This window comes from Dyadobacter sp. Leaf189, from assembly GCF_001424405.1.
Classification (GTDB): Bacteria; Bacteroidota; Bacteroidia; order Cytophagales; family Spirosomataceae; genus Dyadobacter.
In genome coordinates this window covers 326,034-340,209 of record NZ_LMPS01000005.1, presented here as the reverse complement: position 1 = coordinate 340,209, position 14,176 = coordinate 326,034, and the positions used below count along the sequence as shown (strand labels likewise).

The 14,176-nt window shown below is 50.5% G+C and carries 12 protein-coding genes; 2 read left to right on the top strand and 10 right to left on the bottom strand.

Annotation, left to right across the window (positions count from 1 at the left end):
- Positions 1 to 41: 41 nt before the first annotated feature.
- Positions 42 to 800 (bottom strand): SDR family NAD(P)-dependent oxidoreductase, encoded by a 759-nt coding sequence (locus ASG33_RS15805; RefSeq protein ID WP_056287312.1) that lies wholly within the window; start codon positions 798 to 800, stop codon positions 42 to 44.
- Between the two features lie 199 nt (positions 801 to 999).
- On the opposite strand from ASG33_RS15805, the gene ASG33_RS15800 reads away from it, so the two are divergent.
- Complete coding sequence (locus tag ASG33_RS15800; protein WP_056287310.1) at positions 1,000 to 1,380, top strand: YidH family protein; 381 nt, start codon at positions 1,000 to 1,002, stop codon at positions 1,378 to 1,380.
- Positions 1,381 to 1,407: 27 nt separating this feature from the next.
- Here ASG33_RS15800 and ASG33_RS15795 read toward each other — a convergent pair whose 3' ends face one another.
- From ASG33_RS15795 to ASG33_RS15765, 7 genes are all read right to left on the bottom strand, one after another.
- Entirely contained in the window at positions 1,408 to 2,826 is a 1,419-nt protein-coding gene (locus ASG33_RS15795; protein ID WP_056287308.1) for an SDR family oxidoreductase, read from the bottom strand.
- Positions 2,827 to 2,847: 21 nt separating this feature from the next.
- The gene (locus tag ASG33_RS15790; protein WP_056287306.1) at positions 2,848 to 3,489 is read right to left on the bottom strand and encodes a flavin reductase family protein; all 642 of its coding nucleotides are present in this window, start codon (positions 3,487 to 3,489) and stop codon (positions 2,848 to 2,850) included.
- Positions 3,490 to 3,667: 178 nt separating this feature from the next.
- Complete coding sequence (locus ASG33_RS15785; protein WP_082489256.1) at positions 3,668 to 5,752, bottom strand: sulfatase-like hydrolase/transferase; 2,085 nt, start codon at positions 5,750 to 5,752, stop codon at positions 3,668 to 3,670.
- 29 nt (positions 5,753 to 5,781) lie between these two features.
- A complete protein-coding gene (locus tag ASG33_RS15780; protein WP_056287305.1) occupies positions 5,782 to 7,281 on the bottom strand; it encodes a RagB/SusD family nutrient uptake outer membrane protein in 1,500 nt (499 codons plus the stop codon).
- Positions 7,282 to 7,301: 20 nt separating this feature from the next.
- Positions 7,302 to 10,706 carry a TonB-dependent receptor gene (locus ASG33_RS15775; RefSeq protein ID WP_056287303.1) on the bottom strand — a complete coding sequence of 1,135 codons (3,405 nt, stop codon included), beginning with the start codon at positions 10,704 to 10,706 and terminating at the stop codon, positions 7,302 to 7,304.
- Positions 10,707 to 10,769: 63 nt separating this feature from the next.
- Positions 10,770 to 11,822 carry a FecR family protein gene (locus ASG33_RS15770; protein WP_056287301.1) on the bottom strand — a complete coding sequence of 351 codons (1,053 nt, stop codon included), beginning with the start codon at positions 11,820 to 11,822 and terminating at the stop codon, positions 10,770 to 10,772.
- 60 nt (positions 11,823 to 11,882) lie between these two features.
- Positions 11,883 to 12,488: an RNA polymerase sigma factor gene (locus tag ASG33_RS15765; protein WP_056287300.1), complete on the bottom strand. Its 606-nt coding sequence runs from the start codon at positions 12,486 to 12,488 to the stop codon at positions 11,883 to 11,885.
- Positions 12,489 to 12,765: 277 nt separating this feature from the next.
- On the opposite strand from ASG33_RS15765, the gene ASG33_RS15760 reads away from it, so the two are divergent.
- A complete protein-coding gene (locus ASG33_RS15760) occupies positions 12,766 to 13,167 on the top strand; it encodes a DUF2147 domain-containing protein (protein WP_082489255.1) in 402 nt (133 codons plus the stop codon).
- Between the two features lie 33 nt (positions 13,168 to 13,200).
- Here ASG33_RS15760 and ASG33_RS25585 read toward each other — a convergent pair whose 3' ends face one another.
- Positions 13,201 to 13,332, bottom strand: coding sequence for a DUF2256 domain-containing protein (locus tag ASG33_RS25585; protein ID WP_409012535.1), 132 nt, complete (start codon positions 13,330 to 13,332; stop codon positions 13,201 to 13,203).
- A gap of 60 nt (positions 13,333 to 13,392) precedes the next feature.
- A complete protein-coding gene (locus tag ASG33_RS15755; protein WP_056287296.1) occupies positions 13,393 to 14,085 on the bottom strand; it encodes a GAF domain-containing protein in 693 nt (230 codons plus the stop codon).
- Positions 14,086 to 14,176 lie beyond the last annotated feature (91 nt).

Below are 14,176 nucleotides of genomic sequence, written 5' to 3'. Positions count from 1 at the left end.
ATTGATCGCCGCAGATGCGCATTTCTTACTAGCAATTAAGTTTACCAGGGATAAACTTCCTGGTTTGGTCCTGTAAAGAGTGCGGTGGGGCCGTCTTCTTCCAGAGCTACCCGGATCGGTTCGAGGGAACCTACTTCCACTGAATCCGTTCCTTCGAAGTTGTTGAGGGCAGTGGCCGTAAAGCCCGGGCTTACTGCACTTACCTTGATTCCGCTTTTTTCCAGTTCATTGGCAAATGCCACTGTAACTGCATTGAGGGCTGTTTTGGATGCGCCATAAGTCATTTCAAAGTTCGACTCGTACGGATTTTCCGGGTCTCTCGCCAGGGTAAGCGAACCCAGTATGCTCGATACATTCACAATGCGCGGCACTGTGGCTTCGCGAAGCAGTGGCAGGAATATCTGCGTGACCACGACTACTCCAAACACATTGGTTTCCCAAACGCTGCGCATTTCATCTACCGACGAAATGCTTGGGCGGTTGCTGGCCATGATTTCTGCCAACGTTCTTCCGGGCGCTCCGGCATTTGAAATGGCTGCATTATTGACCAGCAGGTTCAGCCGGCCAAAGTCTTGCTGCACCGTCGCAGCCGCATTTTCAACAGACTTCCTGTCTGTCACATCTATTTGAATTGCCCGTGCATTGCCGCCGATCTGTTCGGCAGCGGCGAGGCCATTTTGCAGGTTACGTGAGCCAACATAAACGATATAGCCGTTCTCTGCGAGGGCTTTGGCAACCTGAAATCCTACTCCCTGATTGGCACCGGTAACCAGTGCTACTTTACTTTCCTGTGCTTGCATTTTTGTATCTGCTTTGAATTTGAGAAAGCAAATTTCGGGTGATGCAGCACTGCGTTTGTAGCCAAATCAGGGTGATTTGTAGCCAGAATGAGGGTTGTTCCAGCATTTATGTAAGCCGCGCAAAGTCGCAGGAGCAACCTGTTTATAGCAATCGATTGACAGAGCGGCTATATTAGCAATTTGTGAAAAATCTTTAACAATGGAGCAGCAAGCTAAAAAGCATAACCCAAACGACCATCTCGCCAATGAGCGCACCTTCCTTGCCTGGATCAGGACAAGCATCGGTATTATGGGATTTGGTTTTGTGGTCGTGAAATTTTCACTTTTCGTGCGGCAGATCACAGCCGTACTGGGCCACAAAGCGGAAGTACCTTCCACGGGATACTCGCCTTTGATAGGGATTTTGCTGGTGGGAATGGGCGCACTTACAACACTATTCTCCTACATCAGGTACATCGACACCAAACGCCAGCTGGAAGCCGGGCAGTATTATCACTCCACGCTCCTGGTAAAACTGCTTACTGCGGTTATTTTCGTGATAAGCATTCTGTTGATCTGGTATCTGATGCAAAGTGTATAGGTAACTCAGGTCTGCGAAACAGCTGCCTTATTCTGCAATCCTGTCGATCATTCCATTGAAAATAAAATAATGAAATGGCAGTACGGCGTACCAGTAAAGCCTGCCTCCCAGTCCCAGCGGCCGGAATGTGGCCGTTTGCCTGATCTGATCGCCTTCAATGCAAAATTCCAGCCAGGCTTCTCCCGGTAGCTTCATTTCTGCATACAATAGCAGGCGCCGTTCTTCCCGGTTCGCGTAAATCACCCGCCAGAAGTCAAGCGTATCCCCGATCACTACCTGGTTCCTGTTTTTTCGCCCGCGACTCAGTCCAACGCCGCCGAACAGCTTATCCAGAAAGCCGCGGAAACGCCACAGCCAATCGGCGTAGTACCAGCCCGACTTGCCGCCGATAGCAAAGATGCGATCTGTAGAGCGGGAAACGTCGGTGGCGGTGCGCGTTTTCTTATCCTGAAAAACGCCGTATTTAGGCGGACTCAGCTGCTTGTCGACCATCTTTTTGGAGTAGGTACCTCCCCAGGCATCCTTCCAGCTGGACAGTACCAGGTTCTGTTCTATTTTGTCAAATGCAATGCGTATCGCCTGCTGATAGCTCACCGGCGTGACCCCAAGTTTCTCGCACAGTTCATTCTCCCGCGCCACCACATCCACGCTCATACTCGCCACCAGGTTTTTCGCCAGCACATAGGAAGTGGATGTAACGAGATACAACCAGTACGAAGACAATTTCGGCGTCATCACCGGCACAGTATAGATCGACCGTCGCAAGCCACGCGCGTTCGCAAAGCCGAGCAGCATTCCTTTGTAAGTGAGGATATCAGGACCGTAAATGTCAAAATGCCGGTTGAAGGTAAATTCTTTCATTAACACACCCGACAACAGCTCAATCACATTTCTTATGGAAATGGGCTGACAGCGCGTGTGAAGCCACTTTGGAGCGATCATGACGGGAAGCTTTTCTACCAGGTCCCGGATAATTTCGAAAGAGGCGCTGCCGGAACCAACGATGATACCTGCACGCAAGCTGGTGAGCGGCACGCGTCCCGCGCCCAGGATCTCTTCGACATTTTTCCTCGACGAAAGGTGCACGGACAATTTACTGTCATTGATGATCCCGCCCAGGAATATACACTGCCGGGCAGTTGTCTTATCCAGCGCTTTGATGAAATTTCTGGCTGACTGCTCTTCGCTGCTTGAAAATGCACCTGCAGTGGACATGGAATGCACCAGATAATATGCGGCATCGATATCCCTGGGAATGGCATCCAATGTCGCTTCCCGCAGCAGATCCACTTCGATCACATGCAGCGACTCCCCGTTCTCGAACCGGCCCTTGTCAAACCTGGATGCATCCCGGACTGCACACACAATCTCGTGCCCTTGTTCCAGCAGTACAGGCAGCAAACGCTGTCCTATATACCCTGTCGCACCTGTCAGTAAAATTTTCATGTCAGTCGGAGTAAAAGAGAATTAATGCATGGGGATTTCCCTTGGCTCGGTTCCCGGCTTGGCGTAAGCGAGCCTGCCTACCGGCTGAGGGATGAAGTAGGCGTCCAGTCCGGCAACTGTCATGGTACTTGCTTTCTCGTGATCGATCGTCCCGTCCTCCCCTATCATCATATCCTCCGCAACGATCCGCACAATTTCACCGATTACAATGGTGGTACCATTCAGCTCTACGTCCATCATCTGCCGTAATTTCAGACCAATGCGCACGGTGGATTGTTTTACAAACGGAGCCGAAAAGCCTTCGGAATAAAAAGGTTCAAACCCGCAGGCATCGAATTCCGAAATCCCGGAAGGATAGCTGGCGCTGGTCTGATGCGCTTGTTTGTACCAGTCGGGCAGCACATTGTTTAATGTATATTCGCCAGTTGCCCTGATATTTTTCAAAGTATCATTATGCTCCCGCTGGGGCCGCATGACCAAACCGACCAGCGGCGGATTTGCGCCCAGGTGAAAAGCCGAACTTACAACGCAAAGATTAGTCACTTTATCTTCACCCGCCGTGCCCAGCAGGTTCAGTGATTTAAACCCTACCAGGCTATTGATCAGATTGATACGGTAAAATTTCTCCATTCCGTCAATCTGCTCGCGGTTAAGATGTTCCATGTAAATGTGGTTGTTTTTAGAAATGCCTTCTTCAAAGATGTGTTACATCATTCAGAACACAATAATCAAACCACACCTACTGAAACAGCTATAAAAAAGAATGCTGCGCAATCATGGTCTATGACTGCGCAGCATATTTTCTTAAAGGTGATTGGAGTTGTTGTTACAAACAGCTCGTTTAGTAACGGAAAAGTGTCTCAACCGGCATGGAACTGCCTTTACCTCCTGCAAAGTTGCATTCCAGCGAAAGCTTTGGCGTAATACCCTCTTTTAACTGGTAGAAGATCCTGACAGGATGCTCACCCGCTTTCAAATGCACTGAACCTGTAACCCGCTGGTCTTTCTGCGCATCAAAACTTCCATCCAGTACATTCGCCTGGTGCAGTTTTAGCAGGAAACCGCTGCTGCCCGACATCGCCATTTCGTAGGTACCATCTTTTTCAATATGTATCAAACCTTCGATCACAATCAAACCTTTCTTTGTCTTGAAGTCAGAGAAGTCCAAAGAAGAAAGGGTACCCTCGCGGGCAGGCTTTGTGTCTTTTAAATCCGCGATCCACGGAAAATCACCTTCATAAACCCTGAACTTCAAACCCGGCTTCGCTCCTTTCTGCGATACGGGCGGGATCAGCGCATTGTCGTACGGGCGGGGCGCTTCTTCATCAGGTCGCCGGACTTGCAGTACCTGTGCTTTGAAATCCTGCTGCATTTGTTTGAATGCCGGATCTGACGCCAGGTTCCTCGTTTCCTGTGGGTCCTTTGCAACGTTGTAAATCTCAAAATCATCCTCTGCCGATTTGATCCTGTATCTTACGCCTGCATAATCCCCTTTCCGGATCTTCTGCATCTGGTTTCGCTGCCGCGATCTGTGGTTGGCAGAGAACTCTTCGAAGTCGGGCGTTTTGCCATTCTGGTCATATTCAATGTAAACCAGACTCTCGTTTTTCCTGCCTTTTCCTGTCAGATGCGGCAATAAGGTCACGCCATCCACGCGCGCGGGAGCGGGTATGTGGGCTGCGTCGGCGAAGGTGGAGAGCCAGTCGTGGGAGGCACTTGGGGTATCGATCACCTGGTTGGCCGGGATCTGCCCGGGCCAGCTCACGATGGTAGGAACACGCACGCCGCCCTCCCAAACATCCCGCTTGATCCCGTCGAAAGGACCAAAACTGTTGAAAAACTCCGGACTGTAATCCACGTGCTCTTTGGGAAGATACGATTCGATTGAAGGTCCATTGTCCGAAGTAAATACGACCATGGTATTCTCGTCAATTTTCAGGTCTTTGAGCAACCTGAAAATATCACCGATACCATCGTCAATGCGGCGGCAAAGTGTTGCATACCTTTTGTAAGTATCGGGCCAGGGTTTTTCCGGGGTTGAGGGATTTTTATCATCGTCGTAAGTCGCATTGGCGTAATCGGGATGAATGTACGAATCCGGCGTGCCGCTGGCTGTATTGATCATTTTACCCGGCGTTCCCAGCCATTGAAGTCCCCCTTTCAATCCACCACCTGCCGGATATTGCTGGGTCGGAAGTTCCAGCACTGCGTGGGGCACGTCATAGGCGAGGTACAGGAAGAACGGCTGGTCCTTTTTGCCGGCATTCGTTTCTTTTACGATCCAGTTCTTGGCAGCCGCAGTCCACAGGTCTGTTGTAAAGCATTTATCCAGTCCGTCGGACACTTCGGTTTTATTTTCCCAAACCTTCTTTTTGCCTCTGTAAATCCCCTCTTTCGGATAATGCTCGTGACCGTCCACGTGCTTGATATAAGCATAGGAATAGTCAAAACCACGGTTAAGCGGGTGAGCGGGCCACTCGGGCTCGGTAGCTTTTAAACCCTGCAGTCCCCATTTGCCCACCAGTCCCGTTTTGTACCCGGCCTTTTGCAATACGTTTCCAATCGTAAATGTGTTCTGCAGTTCCTTGTCAAACTGGTTGTCGCGCACATTCGCGTGACCCTGACTTACCCCAAGCATGATCGACGCCCGGGAAGGCGCGCAAACCGGCGCGGCGCAATAATGGTTGGTGAGCATCGCCCCCCCTTTCGCCATCGCGTCCAGGCTGGGTGTAAACTGCCAGGGTTCGCTGCGGTCATTCTTTTTATTCCGCTGATTTTGCCAGAAAGCCCCCACATCACCCCAGCCCATATCGTCGACGAGAATGAAAATGATGTTTGGCTTTGCGGCCTTCTTCTTTTGTGCATCAGCAGGAAGAACCGCCAGCACAGCAAGCACCAGCAAACATTTACTTACTACTGATCTCATTTTAAATCCATCCATTATACTTGATTTTTTTACCGGTTGTAGTTCGGGTTTTGGTCGAGGTTCGGGTTAGTCTGCAATGCGGTGGTTGGAACAGGCCAAAGATAGTCGCGCTGCGGATTGAAAGAACGGTTATCCACTACTTTTCCGAGGTAATTAGTTACATCGACATTCAGCTCCGTATCGGCCGTTTTCCATCTTTTTACGTCAAAATAATAAAGCCCCTCTCCTACAAACTCGATCCTTCTTTCGTGCCGAAGGCGCTCGCGCATTGCCGCCTGTGTCAGTCCCGCCGGTAACTCAGGCATACCTGCACGTTTCCGAACCAGGTTCACCGCCTCGTAAACGGACGCCTCGGGACCAGCTGCCTCGTTCTGCGCCTCCGCGTACGTAAGCAACACCTCCGCGTACCGGATCAGGATCACATTCAGGTCAGAGATATTATCGACCTTTCCTGCGGGCGAAGCTTCATTGTCCTTGTAAGTTGTCCCTTTTTTCAGACCATAACCCGTTTGCGGATAAGTCGTCGCGACCACCGGTTTTCCTTTAAACTGGCTTCCGATATATATGACCGTATTCTTCAACCTGGGATCGCGGTTTTCAAATGGCTTTGCAGGATCGTAAAGTGGTGAGTCTTTAATGGACTTTCCGTCGGTAAGCTGGTATTCGTCGATCAGGTTCTGGGTCGGGGCAAAGGAATTGAACTGGTCAAACTGAATATCATTGCTATGCACAAACTCGGGCTGCTTGTATTGCACGTCGAGTATCACCTCTGAGTTCCCTTCATTTTCCAGCATAAACAGCCCACGGTAATCGGGGAACAATGCATTGGATTTCAGGTCAATCACTGCCTTGGAAGCTTGCGCGGCGGCAGCCCATTTGCCCCCGTACAACAAAATACGCGCCTTCAATGCAAGCGCAGTCGCCTTGCTCACGCGGCCTTTATTGGAGGCAGAAACGGTTGCAGGTAACACAGCAGCTGCGGCGTCAAGGTCGGCCAGCATGTGGGTTTCGATCTCTTCGGCTGAGTTGCGGGGCAGCTCGCCCTGCTCTTTCACCGGCGGATCGGTGATCAATGGTACCCCGCCGTACACCGACCATAAACTGAAATAATAAAATGCACGCAGGAATTGCGCCTCGGCGACAATGAGCTTTTTGCGCGTTTCGTCCATTGCAATGCCGGGCACCCGGTTAATGACCGAATTCGCCCGACCGATACCCTGGTAAGCATTGCCCCAGCGCGAATTAATGATTCCGGTATTTGCCGCATCGTGAATGCCGCGTGCAATGTTACCAGCTCCTGCCTGGTTGTCGTAGCTGTAAAAATTAGGCGTGATCGCGTCGAATGTGGCAGGGATATTGTTTCCATAAACCAACATCAGAGAACTGTAAGCAGCTGTTAATCCTGCATTTGCGTGCTCCTCCGTTTTCCAGAATGTAGTTTCTGTAAAACGGTCTGTCGGATTTACGTCGAGGTAATCGGAGCAGCCGGAAAGCAATAATGCGGCGAGAACGAGTTTAGATAATTTCATATATAAATGCTTTGAAAGGGTCAGAATGAAACATTAAGTCCGAAGGAAACCACTTTGGCGATCGGGTAAGCAACCACGCCGGCAGCAGAAGGATCGCGCTCGGGATCGCCCAGGCGGAATTTGGAAACGGTGATCAGGTTCTGCCCGTTTACGTACAATCTTACCCTCCCCAGACCCAGTTTTTTCACCAGCTCCAATGGTACCGAATAGCCCAGCTGAACATTTTTCAAACGCAGATAGGCAATGCTTTGCAGCCAGAAATCAGATACCTGGAAATTCTGGGGATACCCGTTTGCGGTAGTCAGCCGTGGCAGCGACGCATTCGGATTTTCCGGTGTCCACGAGTCGGTCAGCCAATCGCGGGTTACGCCTGCGCCATTTTTGTAGGGCTGCGCAAGATTGGCAGTTACATAGGTGTCAATCTTGAAGGTACCCTGCCAGAACATCGCAAAATCAAACCCTTTGTAATCGGCCCCGGCGGTGAATGTGTAAGTGTAGCCCGGGTTAGACTGTCCGATCACAACCCGGTCGCCGCTGTCAATTTTCCCGTCGCCATTCTGGTCTTTATACCGGATATCGCCCGGATTGGTCACATTATTCTGAAAAGGCGCTGCGTCAATTTCTTCCTTGGATTGGAAAAGACCAGTTGATTCCAGACCAAAAAACGAGTTGATCGGCGAGCCTTCCTGGATGATCCGGTTGGTGTTGTACAAAATAGCGCCGTCGGTATTTTCCACCTTATTGACCAGATGCGTGATGTTACCTGCCAAATTGTAATTCACGCCGCCGATCCTGTCGCGGTAGCCCAGGGTCAGCTCGTAGCCTTTGTTGGACACGGAGCCTATGTTACTCAGCGGGCCTTGCAGGTTTCCTACCTGCGCAGGCAGGTTTACACGGGCGAGAATGCCGTCGGTGTATTTACGAAAAAGGTCGAATTCGAATGTCAGCTTGTTGTTGAAAAGCCCCCCATCGATCCCGATATTACTCGCGGTGGTCGACTCCCAGCCGACAGTCGGGTCAGCCAGTGTTCTCACAGCCGCTCCGCTGGAAATCACGTTATTGAATGAATAGTTGGTATTATAGCCGGACTGGTTCAGCTCCACTGCATTGATATAGCTGAACAATGGAATGTTCTGATTACCCAGCTGGCCCCACGAAGCGCGCAGTTTCAGGTTGGTGATCGCGCGCACATCTTTCAGGAAATTCTCTTCGTTGATACGCCAACCTGCCGAGAACGAAGGGAAGAATCCCCAGCGCCGCGACTGATCAAAACGGGAAGAGCCGTCAAACCGGAAATTGGTCTCAAACAGGTATTTGTCATTAAAAACATAATTAACCCGCCCAAAAGTGGACATAATGCGCGACTTGGTTGAAGTACCCGTCACGAGCGGGTTCAAACTGCCGCCATTGAGCTCGGTGATCTCATTGCCGAGATACCCCTGGTTTTCGGCTGTAAACCTGCTGATCGAGAAATGTTCGAGACTGAACCCGCCCAGCACATTCAAGTAGTGCTTTTCCTTTAAAGTTTTTTCCCAGTTGAGTGTGTGAAAGTTGGTGAACGAGAAATTCAGCCCGCTTCCCTGCCGCACTCCCCGCGGCGGGATGTTACCCATATTTGCGATGTCGCCCGTTTTGGTATTAGTCAGCGGGATTACTGGATAGTTGTACTTCTCGTTTTCAAAGTAAATGTTGGGCGCAACCGTGATTTTGTATTTAATGTCAAAAGGGAGGTTCACCTGTGCGTACAGGTTTGCTATTCCTCTCAGGCTCTTGTTGGTATGCCTGCCTTCCAGCGATAATGCATACGGGTTCCGAAAGAAATTGTGGCCCGGCACGCGGATCCACTGGTCGGCATAGGCACCGCTGGCGGTAAGGTTGGTCTGCATGGGAAGCCCGCGGTAGATCAGCCCCATAATCCCGCCTTCACCATTAGCATCGTTTACCGTGTATGCACCTTCGTAATTGTCCCACCAGTTGGCGATCACATTGCTCCCGATGGTCAGCCAGGGCGTCACCTCCGAGTTGATATTGGTACTGAAAGAATATTTCTGCGCCCCGCTTCCCGGCAATATCCCCTTTTGATTGAGGTAACCGAGTGAAACCGAATAGGTGGATTTTTCGCTGCCGCCCGATAGCCGCACATTGTGTTCCTGGATAGCCGCATTCCTGAACATCAGCTTAAACCAGTCGGTGTTGGGGTAAATATAAGGATCGGTCCCATTCCGGTATTCCTGCATCAGCTCGGGGGAATATTCGGCGGCGCGGCCTTCATTGGCGAGGGCGCGGTTCTTGCCTTCCATGTATTCCAAAGTATTGGTAACCACATTATCAGGAAGCCTTGTCGCCTGCTGCACACCCAGGTAACCCGAATAATCTACCCGCACTTTGGTGTTCTTCATACCCGTTTTCGTCGTGATCAGCACAACGCCGTTTTGTGCGCGGCTACCGTAAATAGCAGCAGAAGCAGCATCTTTTAACACAGTTATCTTTTCAATATCATTCGGATTGACATCCCGCAGCGAAAACTCGATCCCGTCCACAAGCACGAGCGGACCGGTGCCGGTTTCCAGGTTGTAGGAGCTCGCACCACGAATGGTAATGTTCGCGCCGTCTGCGCCGGGGCGGCCCTGGTTCATATTCACATAAACGCCGGGCAATCCCTGCAATGCCTGCGACGAATTGGTGATCGGGCGGTTCTCTATTGCCTTGGAGTCAATGGACGTGATCGCGCCGGTGAGGTTCACTTTCTTCTGTGTGCCGTAACCTACCACCACCAGCTCTTCCAGTTCTTTGAGATCGGGTTTCAGCGATATGTTCAGCACCGACTGGCCGGCAACTGCCACTTCCTGCGCTATGTAGCCGACGAACGAGAAGATGAGCACAGCCGCATCGTCCACATCATCGAATGCAAAGCTCCCGTCCACATTCGTGGTCGTACCGGTAGCGGTACCTTTCACCAGAATGCTCACGCCGGGCAAGCCTGCACCTTTTTCGTCCAGTACCGTTCCCGAAATTTTCTTAACGGGCGGCGCCTGCGTTTTTGGGACAATGTGGTCCGGCTGGACCAGCGACTTGTCAAGACTGAGCACAATGACCTTTTCGGTAGCCTGGTAAGTAATCCCGAGCGGCCTGAAATTCTTGTCGAGTACATCGAGTACGGTCTGGTTTTGCGCTGCGACCGACATCATCCGCTGCGCCCCGATCATCGACGGGCTGAATACAAACCTGACATTGGAACCCCGTTCAATGGCATCCAGCACAGACTGGATAGAACGGTTTTTCATTTCGATACTGATCCTTTTCCGCAGCAGGTCCTGCGCGTCGACGTCCAGCGCGATGGCGCTGACTGTGCACGTCAATGTGATTAGAAATGGAATGGCGCTGATTTTCATTAGCCAAACAAAATTGGAGTAGCATTTTTTCATACTTAGATGTGGTTAAGAGTTTAGGAATTTTGAGTTTATGAGTTTAGAGTTTATGAGTTGGGGTTAGCAGCCGGGGGATTTGATCTGGATTCCTCCGTTACCCAGGGTGTAGTTTGCGTTGATCGCTTTGCAGATCGCGTCGATCTGTTCCATCAGGTGCATTCCTTGAAAGTTCGCGCGGATTTTGCAGGTTTTCAATTGCTTTGGATCAAAGGAAATATCGATATCGTAGGCCTTGCGGGCGATTTCAAGGTAATGGACAACCTGTATGTTTTTACCGTCCGCGGCAGACCTCAGGAATGCGCTGATCTCGTCATCCGAGGCTTGTGTTGCTTTTAGCACGTTGCGGTTCTTTTTGCCGACGGTTACCTGTTGCCCCGGCGTCACCTGAACCGATTGGCCGGGCGTATCCTGATCTGCCCGTGATACATTCACCTTTCCGGAAACTACCGCTACAACCGTTTCGCTTTCCGCATTCAGTGCCCGCACGCTGAAACTGGTACCAAGCACTTTGGTGATGGTTCCGCCTGCACTTACGTAAAATGGTTTTGACTTATCGGGCGCAACTTCGAAGAATGCCTCTCCCCGCAGCTCCACATCGCGGCGATCAGGCCCGAAATTTGCAGGGTAACGGACAGCGCCACCGGGTTTGAGAAAGACGGTACTTCCGTCAGCCAGCTGGATCAGTTTCGAGCGGGGCGTATTATTGACAATCCATTCCCGGTCAGCACCCTGCTGCGACTGCTGCGCGCTGGCAAAGCCCGCCTGCTTTTGAGAAGGTATCATATAAAAACCGATGATAACGGCCAATGTAGCAGCTGCGCCGAATGCCCAGTAGTAGAGCGGACGGAGTTTGGCGGTCTCCTTCTTCCGGCTTGTCAGGTCGAAAATACGCTCAACCGCTTCCGCATGGTCGACTGGTGAAAGTGCATTGTTTTCAATGCGGACAGCCCTGACCAGATCCGCAGCAGCCATCAGTTTCTGGCTTTCGGCAGGATGCGCTTCAAGCCACTGTTCAAACTGGGTTTGCTGGCGCCCGGTCGGATGAAGTATGAGATTGCGGAAAGATTCGTTCAGTACCAGTTCCTCAATCGTCTGTTGGTAGTATTCTTCCATGCACGCTTTTTTGCTTTTGGCGTACTATAGACAAACCCTGCTGGCAGATACCCTCGCTTATTAGAAATTTTTATAAAAATATTTACAAAAGCCGGCCAGCATCACAAAAACGACTGACGACCAGTTGGTTCTCAGCCACTTCAAAGACTTCTGTAAGGTGTTGGAAACCGATTGCGGGCTGATCTGCATGATCTCGGCAATCTCCTCGCGGGACAAATTTTCAAAGTATTTCAGGAGAATGATCTCTTTCTGGCGGGAAGGGAGGTTGTTGAGCAACGCTGCAAAGCGGAGCCCCAATTCAGTGGCAGCTTCCGACCGGATCATGTCTTCCTCGACAGTGAATGCGGCCTGGAAATAATGGTCTTCCCATTGTGTATCGAGGGTATCTGTGTGCGGGTCGGTTTGCCGGTGGATCCTCCTTCGTAAAGCAGCGAACAGATATGGAACGGGCGGAATGCTGTCGTTGAGCTTGCTTCTGCTTTCCCAGATCGTTAAGAATACATCCTGAATGCAGTCGCGGACCTGCTCTTTGTCCCTGCTGAACTTGGATCCGTAGTGAAAAAGGGAAGGATAGATCTGATTAACGAGCGACTCAAAAGCCTCATTATCACCGGCTATAAACGACCTCCAAAGCGACTCTTCGGATTGACGGGAATTCGTGCTCATTTATACCGTGACTACAAACAGACAATGATCCAATGAAAAGTAATTACTACAAATAGCTGAAAACGCAGCTGATCTACTTGAAGCCTGCAGCTGTATTTACATCATATCAGCGCTCCCGGCAGCTCACTTTCCGTAATATTCCGGCGAATTTCTGTACAAAGCAAAACTTACCTTACCTGCGCCGCCTCCATTTAGCCGAAAAGAACGTTAATCAGGTATAGAATTTTTGTTAACTACATAGCTGGTTAATTCATTACCAAACTGACACTGAACTTCCATGATGCGTACCAGATTTTTGTATTCTCTTATTATACTGAGTAGTACCGTTTTCATGTCCATGAACCCAAGGGCAAAGCACATTACCGAAGGCAGCTGGTATCCCGGACGGACAACTTCCAAAGTCACGATAGCGCCTTGCGGCAATAAATTTTGCGGTACAATCACGTGGATCAAAGACCCTTCCAAGGCAATCAAGAATGGGGAAGTAGGCGCAGTGATCTTTAAAGACTTCACGGTCACTGATCAACATACGCTTGAAGGCGGCAAGATCTATGATCCGCGCAATGACAAATGGTATAGCGGCAGGCTGAAAGTCGGGAGCGACGGTCGGCTGGAAGTGCGCGGCTGGGTGGGTATGCCTACTTTCGGGAAGTCAATGCATTGGACGCGGGCAAACTAGCGAAGTTCCGCTTAAAAGGAACTTGTCTTCCGATCATTTGGAGCGGCGGCATTTTTCACTGCAGTACTTGACCTCGTCCCAAACTTTTTCCCACTTTTTACGCCAGGTAAACGGCCTTCCACAAACCACACAGCTCTTTTGCGGCAGATCCTGTTTTTTGGTCATGGCCATATTTGCGGCAATTAGAGGTACTTCTTTAGAATCCGTTAACTCCAAGAATGGCGGTTACAGCTTTTCAAGCAGCGTACGCATTTCTTTCAGTGTTAACGAGATTTCAGTGAGCTTGTGGGTGTTATTGGCAACAAGCGTGCCGGAATTCTCATTCTGCAACGTTCCTACGGCTACTTCCAGGTCCTGGCAAAATCGGTCGCGCATCAATAAATGCACCCGCTCAATGTCATTGTTTCTTTCCGTTAACGCCTTGTGCATGGCCTTCATCGCACGGTCTGCCTTTTTGAGTTCAATGAGATTGACTACGTGCCGCGCCAATACCTGCAAAGCCGATATCTGCTTTTCGGTTAGCTCCCGCGGCTGATTGTCGATCACGCACAATGAACCGAGCGCGAAGCCCCGGCTGTCAATGAGCGGCGCTCCGGCATAAAATATCACATTCGGGTACCCTGTTACCAGCGGATTTGCTGAAAACCGGATATCATCGCGGGAGTCGGGCACGATGAAAACCTGTGAGGGGTTCTGGATCGTGTGGGTACAAAAGGCGTACTCCCGTGGCGTCTCCCGCACCGACAAACCGAAATTGGATTTGAACCATTGCCGCGAATCGTCCACCAGACTGATGAGGGAAATGGGTGTCTGGCAAATCTCCGACGCCAGTTCTGTGATATCGTCGTATTCCTTCTCGTGCAGCGTATCCAGGATATCATAGCCTTTCAATGCATTTAACCTTTCCTGCTCTGCCATTTTAAATCATTTTCTGGATTCAATGCAAGATCTGAATCTTTTTGTGAACAGTTGCGGAAAACAACAGCCAAGTGTCTGTATTACTTCAAAA